The organism is Sphingobium vermicomposti (assembly GCF_011762025.1).
Classification (GTDB): Bacteria; Pseudomonadota; Alphaproteobacteria; order Sphingomonadales; family Sphingomonadaceae; genus Sphingobium; species Sphingobium vermicomposti.
Genome location: NZ_JAASQR010000002.1, coordinates 406,852 through 426,688, shown reverse-complemented (window position 1 = coordinate 426,688; position 19,837 = coordinate 406,852). Strand labels below are relative to the sequence as shown.

At 62.1% G+C, this 19,837-nt stretch carries 13 protein-coding genes and 1 tRNA gene; 7 read left to right on the top strand and 7 right to left on the bottom strand.

Annotated features, from left to right (window positions below):
- The first annotated feature begins 96 nt into the window (after positions 1–96).
- The 3 genes from mfd (at position 97) to FHS54_RS06835 (ending at position 4,822) form a co-directional block, all read left to right on the top strand.
- Entirely contained in the window at positions 97–3,561 is a 3,465-nt protein-coding gene (mfd, locus tag FHS54_RS06845) for a transcription-repair coupling factor (RefSeq protein ID WP_167303055.1), read from the top strand.
- A 132-nt stretch (positions 3,562–3,693) separates the two neighbouring features.
- Complete coding sequence (locus tag FHS54_RS06840) at positions 3,694–4,104, top strand: hypothetical protein (protein WP_167303054.1); 411 nt, start codon at positions 3,694–3,696, stop codon at positions 4,102–4,104.
- Positions 4,105–4,129: 25 nt separating this feature from the next.
- Positions 4,130–4,822, top strand: a complete 693-nt coding sequence (locus FHS54_RS06835; protein WP_243855683.1) for a TorF family putative porin — start codon at positions 4,130–4,132, stop codon at positions 4,820–4,822.
- An 11-nt stretch (positions 4,823–4,833) separates the two neighbouring features.
- Here FHS54_RS06835 and FHS54_RS06830 read toward each other — a convergent pair whose 3' ends face one another.
- Positions 4,834–6,852 carry an EAL domain-containing protein gene (locus FHS54_RS06830; RefSeq protein WP_167303052.1) on the bottom strand — a complete coding sequence of 673 codons (2,019 nt, stop codon included), beginning with the start codon at positions 6,850–6,852 and terminating at the stop codon, positions 4,834–4,836.
- A 121-nt stretch (positions 6,853–6,973) separates the two neighbouring features.
- Here FHS54_RS06830 and moaA point away from each other — a divergent pair, with 121 nt between their 5' ends.
- From moaA to FHS54_RS06815, 3 genes are all read left to right on the top strand, one after another.
- Complete coding sequence (moaA, locus tag FHS54_RS06825) at positions 6,974–7,987, top strand: GTP 3',8-cyclase MoaA (protein WP_167303051.1); 1,014 nt, start codon at positions 6,974–6,976, stop codon at positions 7,985–7,987.
- A complete protein-coding gene (locus FHS54_RS06820) occupies positions 7,984–8,760 on the top strand; it encodes an NAD kinase (protein WP_167303050.1) in 777 nt (258 codons plus the stop codon). Before moaA ends, FHS54_RS06820 begins: the two co-directional genes overlap by 4 nt.
- A gap of 79 nt (positions 8,761–8,839) precedes the next feature.
- Positions 8,840–8,914 (top strand) — tRNA-Asn (locus FHS54_RS06815).
- A 300-nt stretch (positions 8,915–9,214) separates the two neighbouring features.
- Here FHS54_RS06815 and FHS54_RS06810 read toward each other — a convergent pair.
- From FHS54_RS06810 to dnaE, 4 genes are all read right to left on the bottom strand, one after another.
- A complete protein-coding gene (locus FHS54_RS06810; RefSeq protein WP_167303049.1) occupies positions 9,215–9,811 on the bottom strand; it encodes a hypothetical protein in 597 nt (198 codons plus the stop codon).
- The gene (locus FHS54_RS06805) at positions 9,808–11,016 is read right to left on the bottom strand and encodes a M48 family metallopeptidase (protein WP_341785951.1); all 1,209 of its coding nucleotides are present in this window, start codon (positions 11,014–11,016) and stop codon (positions 9,808–9,810) included. Before FHS54_RS06805 ends, FHS54_RS06810 begins: the two co-directional genes overlap by 4 nt.
- Positions 11,013–11,768 carry a hypothetical protein gene (locus tag FHS54_RS06800; protein ID WP_167303048.1) on the bottom strand — a complete coding sequence of 252 codons (756 nt, stop codon included), beginning with the start codon at positions 11,766–11,768 and terminating at the stop codon, positions 11,013–11,015. The genes FHS54_RS06805 and FHS54_RS06800 overlap by 4 nt, the downstream gene beginning before the upstream one ends.
- Before the next feature lie 174 nt (positions 11,769–11,942).
- The gene (dnaE, locus tag FHS54_RS06795) at positions 11,943–15,479 is read right to left on the bottom strand and encodes a DNA polymerase III subunit alpha (RefSeq protein ID WP_167303592.1); all 3,537 of its coding nucleotides are present in this window, start codon (positions 15,477–15,479) and stop codon (positions 11,943–11,945) included.
- Positions 15,480–15,662: 183 nt separating this feature from the next.
- On the opposite strand from dnaE, the gene FHS54_RS06790 reads away from it, so the two are divergent.
- Positions 15,663–17,471: a sensor domain-containing diguanylate cyclase gene (locus tag FHS54_RS06790; protein ID WP_167303047.1), complete on the top strand. Its 1,809-nt coding sequence runs from the start codon at positions 15,663–15,665 to the stop codon at positions 17,469–17,471.
- Here FHS54_RS06790 and FHS54_RS06785 read toward each other — a convergent pair.
- On the bottom strand, positions 17,457–18,146 hold the full coding sequence (locus FHS54_RS06785) for an ABC transporter ATP-binding protein (RefSeq protein WP_167303046.1): 690 nt from the start codon (positions 18,144–18,146) through the stop codon (positions 17,457–17,459). The genes FHS54_RS06790 and FHS54_RS06785 overlap by 15 nt on opposite strands.
- Positions 18,139–19,389 (bottom strand): lipoprotein-releasing ABC transporter permease subunit, encoded by a 1,251-nt coding sequence (locus FHS54_RS06780; protein ID WP_167303045.1) that lies wholly within the window; start codon positions 19,387–19,389, stop codon positions 18,139–18,141. The genes FHS54_RS06785 and FHS54_RS06780 overlap by 8 nt, the downstream gene beginning before the upstream one ends.
- Between the last annotated feature and the right edge of the window lie 448 nt (positions 19,390–19,837).

Here is a 19,837-nt window from a genome sequence, read left to right as displayed (position 1 = left end):
TCTTCACGTTCGCCCTGAGCTTGTCGAAGGGCCTCACTTTTCCTCGGAAAGAAGTGCAGGGCTTCGACAAGCTCAGCCCGAACGGATGTTGCTAGTTTGACCGACCTTCAGAAAATCCTCAAAGCCTCCTTTCCTGTCACCCTGTCCGGGGTTCCCGCGGGGTTTCAGCCCTGGTTGCTGGCGGACATCGCACGCGCCGCGCCATCCCGTGCGCTGTTCGTCGCGCCCGATGAACAACTCATGCGGGCGGTGGCGGACACGGCGCATTATTTCGCGCCAGAGATAGAGATTGTCGAGATTCCGGCTTGGGATTGCCTGCCCTATGACCGGGCAAGCCCTTCGTTGCGAACGGCGTCGGCACGATTGGCGGGCCTATATGGCTTGCAAGGCACGCCCAAGGGGCCGCAGCTTGTCCTGACCACGCTCAACGCGCTGACGCAGCGGACGTTGACGCCCTTTCGTGTGCGGCAGCTCGTGGCAAAGCTCGCCCCCAAGGAACGGATCGCAATTTCGCGGCTGGCCGAGATGTTGCAGGCCAACGGCTATGTGCGGACCGATACGGTGCATGACCGGGGGGAATTCGCCATTCGCGGCGGCATTGTCGACCTGTTCCCCGGCGGCGAGGAACAGCCACTACGGCTCGATTTCTTCGGGGATGAGATTGAGACGGTGCGGCGTTTCGATCCCGCCGATCAACGGACCAGCGGCAGTGTCGACGGATTCACGCTGCTCCCGGCGTCCGAGGCGTTGCTGGATGAGGATACGATCAAGCGGTTTCGTGGACGCTATCGCGAAACCTTTGGAGCGACGGCGACCGGCGACCCGCTATATCAGGCGGTGAGCGACGGGCGGCGGTTGGCGGGGATGGAACATTGGCTGCCGTTGTTCGAGGAACGGCTGGTGCCGATGACCGACCATCTGAGCGACGATACCGTCATCGTGCTGGATCATGGCGTCGTCGGAGCGGCGGAGAGCCGGTTCGAGGCGATCCGCGACTATCACGCCAATCGGGTGCAGGCGAAATCCTCCGATCCAGGGGCATATCGGCCTTTGGAGCCATCGGCGCTCTATCTGGACGCGCAGGAATGGGACGGCGTCGTACGGGCGTGGCCGATGCACGCCACCACCCCCTTTCATGAGCCGGAAAGCGCCTCTGTCATCGATTTCGCTGTCGATGGCCCGCGCGATTTCGCGCCGGAGCGGGCGCAGAACGCGAATGTCTATGAAGCGGTGGGCAAGCATATCGCGTCGCTCCAGCGGACAAAGAAGAAGGTCGTCATCGCCAGCTATTCCGGCGGCGCGCGCGAACGGCTTTCCGGCTTGCTGGTCGATCATGGACTGAAACGGGTCGCAGCGGCGGACAGCTGGCAGGAGGCGCTGGGGATCGCCGCAGGGGGCAGCACGGTATTGACCGTCCTGCCGCTGGACCACGGCTTCACCGCGCCCGACGTGGCGGTGCTGACCGAACAGGACATGCTGGGCGACCGGCTGGTGCGCCGGGCCAAGCGGAAGAAGAGCGCCGACGCATTTCTGGCGGAACTGGCGACGCTGTCCCCCGGCGATCTGGTGGTGCATCTGGACCATGGGATCGGGCGCTATGAGGGGTTGATGCAGATCCCCGTGGCCAAGGCGGCGCATGACTGCGTGGCTTTGGAATATGCGGGCGGCGACAAGCTTTATGTGCCGGTCGAAAATCTGGAGGTCCTGTCCCGCTACGGCTCCGACAGCGAGGGCGTGAGCCTCGACAAGTTGGGCGGCGAAGCGTGGCAACGGCGCAAAGCGCGGATGAAGGAGCGCATCCGCGAAATTGCGGGCGAACTGCTCAAGACGGCGGCGGAACGCGCGCTCCGGGCGGCGACCGTGGCGGAGCCGGATAGCGCCGGTTATCCCGCTTTCGTGGACCGTTTCCCCTATCAGGAGACTGAGGATCAGGACCGCGCCATCATGGACGTGGTCGATGATCTGGGTGCCGGGCGGCCCATGGACCGGCTGGTGTGCGGCGACGTTGGATTCGGCAAGACCGAAGTCGCCCTGCGGGCCGCTTTCGTGGCGGCGATGGCGGGGATGCAGGTCGTGCTGATCTGCCCTACTACCCTGCTCGCGCGGCAGCATCATATGAACTTCGAGGAGCGCTTCCGGGGCTTTCCGGTGAAGGTCGGTCGCCTGTCGCGGCTGGTACCGGATAAGGAGGCAAAGGCGGTCAAGGCTGGCCTGGCCGATGGCACGATCGACATAGTGGTGGGCACCCATGCGCTGCTGACCAAGGGGCTGGAGTTCAAGCGGCTGGGACTGGTCATCGTTGACGAGGAACAGCGTTTCGGCGTGACACATAAGGAACGGTTGAAGTCGCTCAAGACCGACGTCCATGTGCTGACGCTGACAGCGACGCCGATCCCGCGTACCTTGCAGATGGCGATGTCGGGCCTGCGTGAATTGTCGGTTATCCAGACCCCGCCGGTGGATCGCCTGGCGGTGCGGACCTACATCATGCCCTGGGACGGGGTGGTGATCCGCGAAGCTTTGCTGCGCGAACATTATCGCGGCGGGCAGAGTTTCTTCGTCGTGCCGCGCATTGCCGACCTGACCGAAGTGGAGGAATTCCTGCGCACTGAAGTGCCGGAAGTCCGGCCCGTGGTCGCCCATGGGCAGATGAGCGCCACCGATGTCGAAGAACGCATGTCCGCCTTTTACGACAAGCGCTACGACGTGCTGCTATCGACCACCATCGTGGAAAGCGGGCTCGATATTCCTTCGGCCAACACGCTGATCATCCATCGGGCCGATCGGTTCGGACTGGCCCAGCTTTACCAGCTTCGCGGACGGGTCGGTCGGTCCAAGACGCGGGCCTATGCCTATTTCACCACGCCCGCGAACCGGGTGATCACCGACACGGCGGAAAAGCGGCTGAAGGTCCTGTCCGATCTCGATACGCTGGGGGCCGGGTTCCAGCTGGCGTCCCACGACCTCGACATTCGCGGCGCGGGCAATCTTGTCGGGGACGAGCAGTCCGGCCACATCAAGGAGGTCGGGTTCGAACTATACCAGTCGATGCTGGAGGACGCGATCCTGGAGGCGAAGGCTGGCGGCGCTGGAGTGGAGAAGCGGGACAGCTTCTCACCCCAGATCACGGTGGATGCGCCGATCCTCATCCCGGAAGATTATGTGCCGGACCTGGACTTGCGAATGGGCCTCTACCGCCGGTTGAACGAGGTCGAGGATCGGCAAGGGCTGGAGGCGTTCGCGGCAGAGTTGATCGATCGTTTTGGCAAACTACCCGCACCCACGCAGAACCTTTTCAAGATTATCGAGATCAAGCAGAATTGCGTGACGGCGAATATCTCCAAGATCGATGTAGGAGCCAAGGGCGCGCTGGTCAGCTTCTTTGAGGACCGCTTCCCGAGGCCAGAGGCCCTGATTGCATACGTCCAGCGGTTGAACGGAGTGGCGCGGCTGCGGCCCGATAGCAAGGTGGTGTTGGACCGCGCCTGGGCCGATCCGGCGGCGCGGTTGAACGGCGCGCTGCAACTGTCGAAGGGGCTGGCGAAGGCGGCGGCGGGATAGGTCGTCGCCCGGACCAAAGCGGCGGCTTCAGCATGGCTTTGTTAAAACCCGGAAAAAGGACAGCAACAGTCACTATCTACATCCAGCGCCGATGACCGTGCGCCAAAGCCCGGCATCAAGCAGGAGAATGACATGAGTTTGACCCTCATCGCCCTCGCGGCGACGGCGGCCACGCATAGCGTGCAAATTGATCATCGCGGAACGCCGGTGCAGGCCACCTACACGGCCCGGACCGAAATACAGGCCAAAACCGTGGGCGCAAAAGCCCCGACGCGCATGAGCATGCAGCGGTGCCAATGGACCGCCACGATCATCGTCGACCGAGCACTGAACAGCGGCCCCGCGCTCGCTCGCACGGTCTCCAGTGACAAGCGGTTTTCCGGGAGCGAGCATGGTGCTTGCATGCCGGGGCATCAGGCGGCGGAGCGCACCCTGGCCCGGAACGAAGCTGACATCCGCGAACATTTGATCGCGGTTGCGGAAAAGGACCACGCACCGCTATTGGCCGAGCTTGATGCGGTACGTAACCTTGCCACGAACTGAGATGCGCCTAGCGCTGGTGGCCGCAATGATATCGGCCGCCAGCGCTACCCCTGCCCTCGCCCAATATGCAGGCGGTGTGTCCGGCTCGATCGAAGTCGCCAGCGATGAGCGGAGGCGAGGATTGAGCTGGAGTGAGGGCGATCCAGTCGTGCGCGGCACGATTTCCGCACCGATCGCCGACGGGTTGAGCCTGGACGCAACGGCGGTAACGCTCTGGGGCAGCGACCGGCACGGGAATGCCGACGCGGTGATCGACGTGGGTCCAACCTTTGTCCGACAGGTCGGGGGATGGCGGCTTTCGGGCGAAGCGCGCTACCGTCTGTTTCCCGGCGCGGCGGGCCAGGGCTATGGGGAATTGGGCGCGGGCGCGGGCTTCCTGATCGGCCCCGCCAGCATCGACCTGTTCGCCAGCTATGCACCCAGCCAGTCCGCAATCGGCGGCGACAATCTTTACCTGTCCGCATCCGCGATCGCGGGCGTTCCGGGCTCCCCATTCACCCTTTCAGCCCGCATCGGCCGATCATCCGGGCAGGTCACCGACCCCTTGAGGGCAGCACGATTGCGACCCGACGGCACCTATTGGGACTATGGATTCGGCGTTGATTATCTGAAGGAGCGCTGGACCGCAGGCCTGCGCTTTGCCGACAGCGGCATAGCAGGGCCGGGCAGTCGCCATGCGGGACCCAGCCTGATCGGGCGGCTTGCGCTGGGTTTCTAACCAATCCCCAGCTACGATTGCGACGCCAGTGCTATCAGATCATCGGAGGAAACCCCCGCAGACCGCAGAAATCCTTGATAATAATCGCATCCTTCGCGGGCGAGCAACTCCAGCTGCTGCTGCGTCTCCACCCCCTCCGCGATTACGCGCAGGCCCAGCGACTTTGCCATATGGATCACGCCCCGAACGATGATGCGATCACGCGACGTCCCGGCGATGTCCTGCGCCAATCCGCTGTCGATCTTCAGATAATCGAGCGGCAGGCTTTTGAGGTAGGCTAGGCTGGAATAGCCGGTGCCAAAATCATCGACGGCGACGGCCAGTCCTTCGGCGCGCAGGGCGGTCAGCAGCGCCGTCGCTCCCTCAACATCCTCGATCAGCCCGCTTTCGGTAATCTCGACGGTCAAGCGTGACCGGGGAAAGCCGCTGCTGTCGACCAGGCTGAGGAACCGTCCCATGAATCCAGGCTGGGCGATATCTTCCGCCGTGACGTTGATTGACAGGCGAAGGGAGCCAAGAGCAGGTGGCCAGGCCGCCGCCAGCCGCAACGCTTCTGCCTGGATATGGGCGGACAGGGGCAGCATATAGTCGGATCGTTCCGCCGCCGCGAATAGCATCCCGGCGCCCAACGGCCCATATTGCGGATGATTCCAGCGGGCGAGCGCCTCTACGCCGATCATCGCTTCGCCATCGACGGGATATTGCGGCTGGAAAATGATGGCGATCTCCCCTCGATGAAGGGCCAGGCGCAAATCGGTTTCCAGCTGGTCAGCATCGACCTGACGGCTACGTTTTTCGGCGGAAAAGATACGGATACCCTCCCCCCCGCCTTGGCGCGCATCGGCCAGCGCGGTGCCAGCGCGGCGGAGCAATTGGGTGGCGTCGTCCTGTGTCCTCGACTGGGCAATGCCACAGCGAGCGGTCAACCGGATCACATGATCGCCCGCGCTGAATGGACGGCCGACCGCGCCGATCAACTGGCGCGCCAGGAATGTGGCGGGGTCACTCGCGGCGGCGTCACCTGTCAGGCCGATCAGGAATTCGGTTCCAGCAATCCGCGCGACAATCGCGCCGTCCGCGACCTCCGCGGTCATCCGTTCGATTCGCCGCGCGATGCGGCCCAGCAGGGCATCCCCCACCACCTGGCCATAGGCCGCGTTCATCCTGTCAAACTGGCTGATGGACAGCAGCAGCACCGTGGTCGCCATCCCGGCGCGATGGTCCAGCCAGTCCACCGCCGCTTGCCGGGAACGAAGGCCGGTCAGCTCGTCCCGCTCTATGGCGTCGAGCCTCTGGACATCAGTCAGCCATTCCACATCGGCGGCCAGAGCGCCGTCAAACTTGCGCAGATGATGGACCAGTCGGTCGTCACCTCCCCCAGGCGCGGCATGGGCGAAGGATTCGATCCGGCCCGAACGCATCATCGCCCTTATCGTCGCCATGACGGGTCGCCGTTCCGATCGCGGAAGATGGCGAATGAAGGAGGCTGGGCTGATCGACTGCCGATCGAGGCCAAGATGACGTGCCAGATTGTCGCTCAGGCGAATTTCGCGGCCATCCCTGTCCATTTCCCAGAACAGGGCATCGCCGCGACGGATGCGCTGGGCACGCTGGCTATGCGCCGCCCCTCCCCCCAGGCGATCGACCAGCCGCTGGGCGGAGGCCAGCGTCGCCCGAAGGTCATCCCCAGAATAGGGGGAGGTCAGGAAATGGGTCGCGCCTGCGTCCAGCAAGGAAGGCACGGTGCTTATGTCGCCACCGTCAATCAATATGATCAACGCGCCGCCCCCAGCATTCACCGCAGGGGCAATGGACGTGATCGCGCCGACATCCACATCGCCGGGTTTTCGCATGTCGATCAATGCGATCTGCGCGTCGCTGTGAAGCAGGCGGCGGGCGGCATCGCTTGTGCGGCGAGCCGCGATGGCACGCCATCCCGCCTGCCTAGCGGCCTGGGACAGGCCATCCCGGTCACCGGGCGACAATATGAAAAGACTGCGCTGCCCGTCGGCTGCAGTGTGACCGCTCACAAACGACACTCCTCGGAGCGGCCCATCGCCACCTTCTCTTCCGCAACCGTTACTCACCTGCTCGCTTCCCCGCAACCGCTGGCGCTTGCACGGGACAAGTCCATGCCCTAGCTACCGGAGCATGGACATGGTCGATCTACCGCGCGCGGCGTTGATTGACGCGCTTGGTCGCCGGATCAGCTATTTGCGGATTTCGGTGACGGATCGCTGCGACCTGCGTTGCCGCTATTGCATGGCAGATCGCATGACCTTCCTGCCCCGCGACCAGGTGCTGACTTTGGAAGAGATCGCGCTGCTGGCCGACCTGTTCATTGCGCGCGGCGTGCGAAAGATTCGGCTGACCGGCGGGGAGCCGCTGGTCAGGCGGGACATTATCGACCTGGTGCGCAGGATTGGCCGTCATGTCGGTCATGGACTGGACGAACTCACGCTGACGACCAACGGCACTAGGCTGGCGGAACATGCGAACGCTCTGTTCGATGCGGGTATCAGGCGGATCAACGTCAGCCTGGACAGCCTTGACCCCGACGGGTTCGCCTATGTCACGCGTCGTGGGAACATCCAGCCGGTGATGGATGGCCTAGCGGCGGCGCGCGCGGCGGGGTTGTCCGTCAAAATCAACATGGTCGCGCTCAAAGGCGTCAATGACGATGAGATTCTGCCGATGCTGCGGTGGTGCAGCAATCAGGGCTTCGATCTTTCTCTGATAGAAACCATGCCGCTCGGCGAAACTGGGGAAGACAGGACCGACCATTATCTGCCGCTAACTGCGGTGGTGGACCAACTGCGCCAGCATGTCGAGCTGTCGTCCATCGCCTATCGCACGGGCGGCCCGTCCCGCTATTTCGCAGTTGAAGGCATGGGCGTGCGGCTGGGCCTCATCACGCCGCTCACCAACAATTTCTGCAGCGATTGCAACCGAATGCGCATGACGTGCGAGGGCAAGATCTTCATGTGTCTGGGCCATGACGACCATGTCGACCTAAAGAGCGCCTTCCGGGAGGGCGGTCTGGCGGCGGTCCAACCGCTGATCGACCGGGCGCTGCGGTTGAAGCCGGAACGTCATGACTTCCGCATCGGCGCTGACGCTCCCTCTGCCACCGTTCAGCGGCATATGAGCGTGACCGGCGGATGAGCATCGAACCTCGGCGCGCGCTGGTCGCGTCCCCTACCCAGGCAGCCAGGGCGGCAGAAGAAAGGTTGCGCGCGGCCTATGACTTCGTGCCGGTCGGCGAAGCCGACATGGTTGTCGCTCTGGGCGGCGACGGATTCATGCTCCAGACCCTGCACGCCATGCTGGAGGGCCGTCATATCCTGCCGGTATTCGGCATCAATCTGGGGACAGTCGGTTTCCTGATGAACGAATGGCGGCTGGAACGGCTGGAACAGAGGCTGAACGCAGCCAAATCGTTCAAGGTCCATCCGCTCCGCATGACGGTGGACACCGTCGATGGGGAGCGTTTCTCCATTCCCGCAATCAACGAAGTGTCGCTGCTGCGCGAGACCCGCCAGACCGCAAAGCTGGCGGTAGAGGTCAATGACCGCACGGTGTTGCCCGAACTGGTCTGCGATGGAGTGCTCGTCGCTACCCCGGCAGGTTCGACTGCTTATAACCTGTCGGCGCACGGGCCAATCCTGCCTCTGGGTTCCAGCCTGGTCGCGTTGACGCCGATCAGCCCCTTTCGCCCGCGCCGGTGGCGTGGTGCGATCCTGCCGGACAGCACCACGATTCGCTTCACCGTGCTCGACCCGGTAAAGCGTCCTGTCAGCGCAGTGGCCGACCAAAGGGAAGTGCGCGACGTCCAACAGGTAGAGGTGCGGATCGATCGCGCTACGCCGCTGACGCTGCTTTTCGATCCCGAACACACGCTGGACGACCGCATAGCGGCGGAACAGTTCATCGCCTGAAAAAATCTGCAACTCGGCCCTTGCCATCCCAAGAATCCCACTGCTATAGGCGCGGCCTGCCCAGCGAAAGCCGGGCTGCTCCCCGATAGCTCAGCGGTAGAGCATTCGACTGTTAATCGAATGGCCGTAGGTTCGAATCCTACTCGGGGAGCCACATTATAGCTCCTAAAGGACTATATTCGCTGGATGATCCGGCGTTTCGGGCTGGTGCGATCGCCCACCCGGGCCCACACTATTCGCTGAACTAGCGCAAACAATCGCGAGCGGATTGTTCTTCTCTCGCCGCCAGCAATGCATCGACGTCTAATCTGGAGACAGTCGGTAACCGCGTTCAGCCCATATCCCGCAAGCACTGGCCATGCTGCTCGCACGTGACGGCTGAGAATATCCGTGCATTTATTGACCGGTAGGTGGGCGTGCCAGATCGCGAGGCACGCCCTTCACAGGGGTGGGGTCAAAACCGGGCGCTATCGGTGAGCGTGTGGAAGTCGTCCAGCGTCGCATCAAAATAGTGCAGCCTCGGCGCATCGAATGTTGCCATGTACAGCATCCCCTTGATCAGGGCCGCTCGCGCTTCCCCCTTACGAGGGAGATTATCAGCGTCGACATATTCGTAGGTAAAGCGAATGCCATCGCTTCCTAAGAAGCGGTCAGGGTTTGAGCCCGTGACGGAAAAAGGACCAATTCCCTTCTCTGTACGATAGGTGCCCTCCAATAGCTCAGGCAGTCCAACCAAAAGTGTTTCACGCATGAATTTCGGAAGAGGCTTCTGCTTCTTGTTCTGCTCCCGGATCAGCGGCTCACCTGGCGCAATGCCTCCGTAGAATGTGATGTCATTTAACTGCTCGCCGTCCAGGGTCCAGATTTCGGCCTTTTTGCCAGGGCGAAGGGAAAGGCTGTTCCAGTCCCGCGCTGGCGTGACCTTCATTCCCGATTTGGCAACCTGCACAGTCATATCTTTTTTGCGATACCCGTTAGCACACGCCACGGACACCGATAGTGCCGCGACAATGGCTATAGTGCTCGCCCGCGTGATTATACCCTTAGTCATTGCTTTACCCCTTCGCTGGGAACCAGCATCCTGATCATGTTGGCGTCTGATGCGTTTGGCTTCAGTTCTAGATACCGGCGCAGGGCCGATGTCCCTTCCGACCGGCGGCCCGTTTTTATCAAAGCCAAACCAAGTCCTCGCTGAGCTTCGGGCAAAGAGGCGTTCATCTCCGCGGCCTTGCCGTAGAATTCTGCCGCCATTGTCAGATCGCGTGGGTTGCCACGCGCGCGATATAGATCGCCCCGGGCGACTAACAGTGTCGGCGTCCAGCCTCGCTCCGCGAGCGAAGATATGATGAAGTCACTTGCGCCGAAGTCATTCAACTTCACCTGATCATCCAGGAGCGTCGGCAACCAGGGAGCTACGGCAGCCGCGTATCGATCGGCACCGTCGTCGCGGCTGGTGCCATCGGGGCTAGCCAAGGCTGCTAACGTGCTTGCGCGCTCCGCCTCTGGCGGGTGAGTGGAAAAGAACGCCACACGCTTGAAATTCGGCTTTTTCAACCCTTTCACCAATGCCGAAGCTTGCTGCTCCGCCATGACGTTCTGCCATACCGTCGCAGCAGCTTGGGGACGAAGACTGCTTTTGTTCAAATACCCCAATCCCAACAGGTCGGCTTCTCGTTCCTGGTCGCGATTGAACCGGAAAAGATGCCCGTAGACAGACAGCTGAATGCTATTCAGGTTCGAGTACGACTGATAGCTATTGCCCAGCGCAGCCAGGACAGCGGCCCAGCTGAGCAAATCCGTTCCTGATCGTTGAGCCTTAAAACTTGCGAGCGTGTGCCGCTGCTCAAAATGGCCGAATTCGTGCCCAAGGACTGCAGCGAGCTCCGCTTCATTCCTGACCCGCAGGAGCAGACCGCTAAACACGCGCATGGTCCCATTTGGAGACATCGTGGCATTGAACACCGGCGTTCGCAGAATATAGATGCGGGCAGCGCCACATCTGTCTTTCCCGACCGTGGCGCAAAGAACATTCCGGACGTAACGGTTCAGTGCCTCGTCCCGGATGAGGATGGCTGAATTGGCGAGCTCCCTTTCCCCTTCATCGTCCTCGCGCCAGAGGCCGATCTCGTCCACGCCTTTGGGTTGGTAAGCCCCTGCATAGGGTGGCGGCAGGGGAGCGATCTTGCTCTGCGCCGCGCCGCTTGTGGAGCAGGCGATGGCAGCGAAACCAAGAATTCCTGCGATTTTACTTCTCACGGCTGAACCGATGCCAGCTTCGGCTTCGCGCTTCCGGGAAATTCCTCAAGCAGCTGTCCAACCCGCTTTTCCGCCCCGTCGACTTCACGGACATCGCCGCCCATGGCGCCATCAGCATTGAGCCAGAGAAGATCGCCAGTTTTAAGATCCACAAGCCCAGCGTATCCGGCGTGTTCGCCGGATGTGACGCTCACGCCTCCAAGGGCAGCCGCGAACTGGAGCAGCTTTCTACCCGTCGATCCGTATGCGTCCTTGTTGTAGATAAACAAGGCGTAGTCGGCATCATTTGCGCCAGGCAACTGAGAAATACCGGTTCCCAATGACCATTCGAACACGTCCGCTTTGTTGTCGCGTTTCTTGGTAGGAAGTCGATTTCCCGGGAAGAACTGATATTGAATCACTGACTGAGATACTGCCGCGAAAAGCGCAGAATATTCCTCCACCAGCCGAGCGTCGTCGCCATAAGCTACAGGCGCTGTGACAACCTTGTTACCAAGGTTGGCTTGACGCTTGGTCAAGGCGTCATCAATGTTTTTTCGAGATTTGTCGGTCCAATCGGCGTTTGGCTCGAACATGCCACCAGTTGATTGTGCTCCGACGCGAACCGTGGGCCGGAACACCAAGATAGTTTTGCCACTCTGCGGCTCGAGCGAAAACCCTGCTTTGACCGCAGTTCGTTCCTGAGCCGCAGCAGGCGCGACAATGCACGAAACCACCAACGCGGCAACAGCCGCGCGACTTCCAACTTTCATAATCCCCCCTGCTGATTCCCCGTAGCAGGCGTTCAGTGCTAGTGTTCACGAAGAACCCTGGCAAGATGCTCGCTGGGCAGCATCTCGGTTGAATATCGGCATTTATTTGGGAATTCTCGGCTGCCCGTCGCTGCGCAGGAATGTCCTCGCCGCTAGGTTGAGCATGGCTCCATATCAGCTAGCCACCAGCCTCAGGCTCGACCGGCGGTTTTGCGCACGATAGCCATCCGCCTTTGCCTCCATCCGTTCAAAAGAATGGATCGCCAACCCCGGTAGCAACGCTATGGCATCGACCTGATCGGCACCGATCAGATAGTCGTCGCCCAGGAACAATCTCGCCGCCCGGTCACCCCGCACGGGCGCGCGCAGAAACACTTCGCTCCTGCCGCCTCGTGCTGCCGACAACAGCTGCGCCAGGGCTTCCACGGCGCTCGCATCACTGGCGTCGATCGCCAGCCTCATGCGCGACGCGCTGGCAAGCTGATGGAAGGGTTCCACGCTCCTGATCGTGACCCGGGGCGTTTCCTCACCGGGCAGGCGGTCCAACTCGACCATCAGCAGCGCGCAATCGCCGTCCCGCGCCATGTCTTCGATCGCCTTGCACGCATCCTCTTCGAAACAACTGGCCTGGAACTGCCCGCTACTGTCGGAAAATGTGGCCGCGGCATAGCGCGCCCCGCGCCGCGTTTCGCGCCAGCGGACCTCTTCCACCATGGCGGCCATCACGGCGTTGGCGCGCCCGCCTTCCGCCACTGGTTCGGTGCAGATCGCGCCATAGCTTTTGGCCCCCCGCGCTTCGGCCAGATGCCGGAAACGATCGACCGGATGGGCCGAAAAATAGAAGCCGAACGCTTCCTTTTCCTGCGCCATGCGATCGGCGGTCGACCATGTCTGGTGCGGCGGGATGCGGACGTCGGCGTGGGGCGTTTCCACGTCGCCAAACAGGCCGCCCTGCCCGCTTTCTCGCGCATCTGCGGCGCTCGCCGCGACGCTCAATATGGTGTCGGCGGCAGCATGGACGCCCGCGCGGTCGGGATGGATGCCGTCGAACGCGCCGGACGCAGCCAGGCTTTCAAGCTGACGGCGGTTCAGCAGACGCGGCTCGATCCGGTCGGCAAAATCGTCGAGCGACTTGAACAACCCAGCCGCGTCACGCTCCGCAACCAGCTGCTCCATCGCCTTTTCGCCGACGCCCTTAAGGCCACCCAGCGCATAGCGGACAGCAAAACCCAGACGCGGGTCGTCGCCTTCATGCTCGACAGGCTCAACCGTAAAGTCAGCCAGGCTGCGGTTGATGTCCGGGGCGAGGCAGGAAAGCCCCATGCGTCGCATGTCGTCCACGAACACCGTCAGCTTGTCGGTCAGATGAATATCATACGCCATCGACGCGGCATAAAATTCGGCCGGATAATGCGCCTTGAGCCATGCCGTCTGGTAGGCGAGCAAGGCATAGGCCGCAGCGTGCGACTTGTTAAAGCCATAGCCCGCGAACTTGTCGATCAAATCGAACAGCTCATTGGCCTTGGCCGCCGCGATCTCGCTTCGCGCGCAGCCTTCGACGAAACGGGCGCGCTGGGCGTCCATCTCCGCCTGGATTTTCTTGCCCATGGCGCGGCGCAGAAGGTCAGCGTCACCCAGAGAATAGCCCGCCAATATCTGCGCGGCCTGCATCACCTGTTCCTGATAAACGAAGATGCCGTAGGTTTCTTCCAGAACAGGCTTCAACAGAATGTGCGGATATATGATGTCTTCCTGGCCGTTCTTACGACGACCGAACATCGGGATATTGTCCATCGGCCCCGGCCGGTAGAGCGACACCAGCGCGATAATGTCGCCAAAATTGGTCGGACGAACCGCCGCAAGCGTCTTGCGCATGCCTTCGGATTCCAGCTGGAACACACCCACCGTGTCACCGCGCTGCAGCAGTTCATAAACGGCGGGATCATCCCAGCTTAGGCTGTCGAGGTCCACCGTGACGCCCCGCGCCGTCAGCAGCTGCACCGCCTTTTGCAGCACCGAAAGCGTTTTCAGGCCCAGGAAATCGAACTTCACCAGCCCCGCGCCCTCGACATATTTCATGTCGAACTGCGTCACGGGCATGTCGGATCGAGGGTCGCGGTAAAGCGGCACGAGCTGTGACAAGGGGCGGTCGCCGATCACCACGCCCGCCGCATGGGTGGAACTGTGACGCGGGAAACCCTCCAGCTTCATCGCATAGTCGATCAGCCGTTTGACCTGCCCGTCATTATCATATTCCGCCCGGAACTCCGCCACCCCGTTCAGCGATCGCTCCAGCGTCCATGGGTCGGTCGGGTGATTGGGCACCAGCTTGGCAAGCCGATCGACATGGCCGTAGCTCATCTGGAGCACGCGGCCTGTATCCTTGAGCACGGCGCGGGCCTTCAACTTTCCAAAGGTGATGATCTGTGCCACATGGTCGACACCATATTTCTGCTGCACATAGCGGATCACTTCGCCACGCCGCGTTTCGCAAAAGTCGATGTCGAAGTCCGGCATCGAAACACGCTCAGGATTGAGGAAGCGTTCGAACAGCAATCCCAGTTGCAGCGGATCGAGATCGGTGATGGTCAGCGCCCAGGCGACCAGCGACCCTGCGCCCGAACCACGCCCAGGCCCCACCGGAATATCCTGCCCCTTGGCCCATTGGATGAAATCGGCAACGATCAGGAAGTAGCCGGGAAAGCCCATCTGGACGATGATATCGGTTTCGAATTTCAGCCGTTCGAAATAGGGCCGCCGCGCTTCCTCATCGACGATGCCCAACTTTTCCAGCCGCGCCTCCAGGCCCGCCACCGCCTGCTCACGCAACAGCCGATCTTCCCCTTCGCGATCGCCCGCCAGACTAGGGAGAATGGGCTTGCGCTTGGGAGCAGCCACGGCGCACCGCTGCGCCACCACCAGCGTGTTGGCCAGCGCTTCGGGTAGATCCCCGAACATCCGGCTCATTTCCGCCGCTGGCTTCATCCACGCATTGCGGCAGCTTTTCCGCCGATCCGGCGTTTCGACATAAGCACCATCGGCGATGCACAGCATCACGTCATGCGCCTCATGAAAATGCGGCTCAGCAAAACAGGTGGGATTGGTCGCGACCAGGGGAATGTCGGACTCATAGGCCAGGTCGATCAGGGGCTGTTCGGCCACCTCTTCGACCGGATCGGACCGACGGCAGATTTCAATATATAGCCGGTCGGGAAACAGGGTCTTCAGATGATCCAGATAAGCGGAGGCGGCATCGGGCTGGTCCTCGGCGAACAGCCGGGCGAGCGCACCCTCGCCACCGGCGGTCAGGGCGATCAGCCCATCGGTCCGCCCGGCCAGCGCCTCCAATGTCACATGGGGCGCTTCGTCCACGGGCCGATCAAGATGGGCCATGGAAACAAGCGCGCACAAATTGTCGTAGCCTGCTTCATCCTGCGCATAGAGCGCCAGCCAGTCATGAACGGCCGGGGCGTTGGCCGGACGACCGGGGCGCAGCACGCCCAGCATGGCCCCGATGATCGGCTGGACACCTTCGCCCGCGCACGCGTCGGAAAAAGCCATCGATCCATAAAGGCCATTGCGGTCGGTGATGGCGACGGCTGGAAACCCCAGCGTGCGGGCTTGCTTGGCGATCTTCTTCGGCTCGATCGCGCCTTCCAGCATGGTGAAAGAGGAAAAGACGCGGAGGGGTACGAAACCGGCATGAGGCATGTCGCTTTGATAGCCGTGGAACATGGCTAGACGCCAGTCCCCACCGCAAGAAAAGCTGTGAGTAAAGCTGCCCTACGGCTACCCCACCCTTTCAGGCGACGCCTCGCGGCAGCGCTCCCCCTCCCCCCGGATGGAGCAATCGGTTAAGCAAGCTCAAACTTCTTGGGTCTAGAGCGCTAAGTCATGCGGTTATCCACAATCACCAATTGGGCCTATGGTGCCACCGTCGCGCTGACCCTGGCATCGGGCGCGACCATGCTCATGGCGTCGAGCGCCGAGCAGGCCGAACGCGCCGCGGTCGAACAAAGGGCGGCGCTGGACCAGATGACCAGCGCCCTGCTGGAGGACAGCTATCGGCAAACGGAACAGGCGCGGGCCTATGCCATTACGGGCGATCCGACCCATGTGATCGCCTATCGCCGGGAAAAGGCGGCCCTGCGATCGGTCGAACAGCGGATCGCGCATTTTCGCGATGTGGGGGCGGGCCAGAATGAGCTGAATGCCCTCCATCAGGCGCTGCAATTGGTGGATGGCCTGACCGAGGAACAAGAGGTCGCCATATCCGCCGCTGAATCGGGCAATGGCGAAACCGCTCGCGCGATCCTGTTCGGAAATGAATATGGGCGCGAATTGGACAATGCCGCGGCGCAGGTCGCCCGGTTCCAATATATTCTGGATCAGCGGACCGAGGCCGCTGTTCTGCGCGCCACCGAAGCCGCTCGCCAATGGCGCCGCATGTCGGAAATCATGCTGGGCGCTACGGCGCTGCTGTTCCTGTGCGTGCTCTATTTCATCCTGAAACAACGCATTCTTCGCCCGGTTGTCAGGTTGAGCGACGTGGTGACGCGACTTGCGGCCCATGACTTTGAGGCGATTCCGCCCGATTTCCCGCAGGTTGATGAGATTGGCGACATGGCGCAAGCCATCCGCATCTTCCGCGAAAATGGTCTGGAACGGCAGCGGCTGGAACAGGAACGCGACGCCGACCGGATCATGCGCGACCTGCTGTCCCGCATGACGCAGCGGCTTCAGGGGTGCGACAGCACCGGCGACCTTGTCGAAGTGGTCCGCCGTTTCGCGCCAGAAATCGCTACCGGCTTTGCAGGACGCCTCTATATCCATGACGCCCGGCGCAACGCCATGCGTCAGGCCTGCGAATGGCTGTCCCCCGCCGCATCCGCACTGGAATTTTCCCCCGGATCCTGCTGGGCGCTGCGGCGCGGGCAGATGCACAAACCGACTGGCGAGATGATCGACATTCCCTGCGAGCATCTGGGCGAGGGGTTGGCGAGGCCCACCATCTGCGTTCCCCTGTCGGTTCAGGGCGAAAGCATAGGCCTGCTCTATTTCGAAGAACCTGAAACCGTGCTGCCCGAACAGCGGGAACGGGCTGAAAAATATCTGGAAATGCTAGCGGAAAATATCGGCCTTGCCCTCGCCAATCTGCGATTGCGCGATGCCCTGCGCGAAATGGCCATGGTCGATGCGCTGACCGGCCTTGCCAACAGGCGGCGATTCGACGCGGCGCTGATCGATGAGACTGGCCGGTCCGAACGCACCAAGTCCCCTCTGGCTTGCCTGATGGTCGACATCGACCACTTCAAGCGCTTCAACGACAGCCATGGCCATGATGCCGGCGATGCGGTTCTGCGGGCCGTGGGTGGCGTGCTGAACGACGCCCTGCGCGAAGACGGATATGCCTTCCGCTTGGGTGGCGAGGAATTCGTGCTGCTGATGCCGGGGTTCAGTCTGGATCAAGCGATGGCGCGCGCGCGGCAGGTCCAGGATCATATCCGCAACCTGCGGGTCGAACACCGACGGCAGGAAGTCGGGCCGGTTACCGCATCCTTTGGGCTGGCGGTCTTTCCCGACCATGGGCGGGCGGAAACATTGGTGCAGACGGCGGACGCCGCCCTGCTCCGCGCCAAGGCACAGGGCCGCGATCAGATCGTCGTCGCGGCGGTGCGCGACCGCGCATCAGTTCCGGGCTGACCCTTCCTCCAGATATCCTTCATGCAGGCGGACGACGCGGTCCATCTTCTCCGCGAGGCGCTCATTATGCGTCGCCACCAGCGCAGCAGACCCCTCTTCGCGGACCAGGCGGAGAAATTCGGCCAGGACGATGTCGGCGGTGCGCTCATCCAGATTGCCCGTCGGCTCATCCGCCAGCACCAGCGCCGGGCGGTTGGCGAGCGCGCGGGCGACGGCGACACGCTGCTGTTCGCCCCCGGACAGCTGGCTAGGCCGATGATCGAGCCGGTGGCCAAGGCCCAGTGAGGTCAGCAGCGATTCCGCGCGCGCTCTTGCAGACGCCATATCCCGATCACGAATGACCTGCGGCAGGATGACATTTTCGGCGGCGTTGAAGTCCGGCAGCAGATGGTGAAATTGATAAACGAAGCCCAGCGCGTCTCGACGCAGCCGGGTGCGCCCGTCATTGTCCAGCTTGGCTGCTTCCTCTCCATCGATGCGGATAGATCCGTCGAACCCGCCTTCCAACAGTCCGACCGCCTGCAGCAGCGTCGATTTGCCTGACCCCGACGGCCCCAACAGCGCGACAATCTCTCCCTGGCCCACGGCCAGGTCGATGCCGCGCAGCACGTCGATGGTGACGCCGCCCTGGGTAAAGCTGCGCCTCAGCCCGGAAACCTTCAATATGTCATTCATAGCGCAGCACCTGCACAGGATCGGTATTGGCCGCCTTGAACGCCGGATAGAGCGTGGCGAGGAAACTGAAGATCAGCGCCATCAAACAGATGGTCACGATCTCCACCGGGTCGGGCTTGGCTGGCAGTTCCGTCAGGAAACGGATCGACGGGTCCCACAGATTCTGCCCCGTGACGAACTGGATGCCATTCACCACGCTCTGCCGGAAGAACAGGAATGTGAAGCCCAGCACCATGCCTGCCGCCATGCCCAGCGATCCGATGGTCACGCCCACGGTCATGAAAATCTTGACCAGCCCCACGCGGCTGGCCCCCATCGTCCGCAGGATCGCGATGTCGCGCGTCTTGGCGCGGACGAGCATGATCAGGGACGACAATATGTTGAACACCGCCACCAGCACGATGATCGAAAGCACCACGAACATGGCGACACGCTCGACCGCCAGCGCTTCGAACAGGGAAGCGTTCATCTGTCGCCAGTCAGTCACCACGGCGCGCCCTGCAACCTTCCCGGCCAGCGGCTGAAGGATTGCGCCGACCTGATCGGCGTCCACCGTCTCCACTTCGATCATGCCGACGACGTCGCCCAGCATCAGCAGCGTCTGGGCATCCTCCATCGGCATGACGACGAACGCCTTGTCATAGTCATAGACGCCCACCTCGAAAATCACCGCGACCTGATAGGCGACCTGGCGCGGCACCGTGCCGAATGGCGTCGACCGGCCCGCCGGGTTGATGATGGTCAGGCTGTCGCCCAACTGCACGCCCAGATTTTCGGCGAGGCGCGATCCGATGGCGATCTTACTGCCATTGGGGACGAGGTCATCGAAGTTGCCGGCTAGCACTTTCGCCTTGAGCGTCGAGTTGGTGCGAATATCGTTCACTGTCATGCCGCGCACCAGCACCGCTTCCACCCGCCCATCGAAACTGCCCAGCAGGGGCTGGTCGATCAGCGGCGTCGCGCTGGTGACGCCCGGCGTCGCCTTTGCCTCCTTCAGCACCGCCCGCCAGTCGGGCAGGCGCCCGCCATAGCCCTGGACCACGGCATGGCCGTTCAGGCCCACAATCTTGTCGAACAACTCCGCCCGGAATCCGTTCATCACGCTCATCACGATGATGAGCGCCGCAACCCCCAGCATCACTGCGGCCAGGCTGATGCCCGCGACCAGGAAGATGAAGCCTTCGCCTTTGCCGGGCAGCAGATAGCGCCTGGCGATCATGCGTTCATAGCGAGATAATATCATGTGGCGCGAACGGCCCTTTGTGGAAAGATGTGCCTCGTCCGTCTAGCAGGCTAACGGGTAACGGCAAGCATCACAGATTGTTGCAGTCGAGCCACAGGGGCTTGAGGAAAATCACTCATCCCGGAAATAGGCCGTGACAGCCGCTCCCTGGAGCCATAGCAACGTCATCGAAGCACAGGTAAAAAACGGCCGTGGTTCAGGGATCCTGCATCCCGCTTTGAGCTTAGGGGGCTGAAAAGCGGTAGAGGCAGACCATAGGGGGAGACGAGAAATCGTCCATCAGTGCCCGGATCGTGGAACCACGATCCGGGCACTTTTGATTCCGGGATGATAAATCCGTCGATGCCTGATTGCATCATCTTGAAACCGAAAATCACTCAACCATATCGCTATGGCTCGACCGCCAAATGGGGCCGGGCATCGTATCGCCGGATGCCATTGCAGGGTC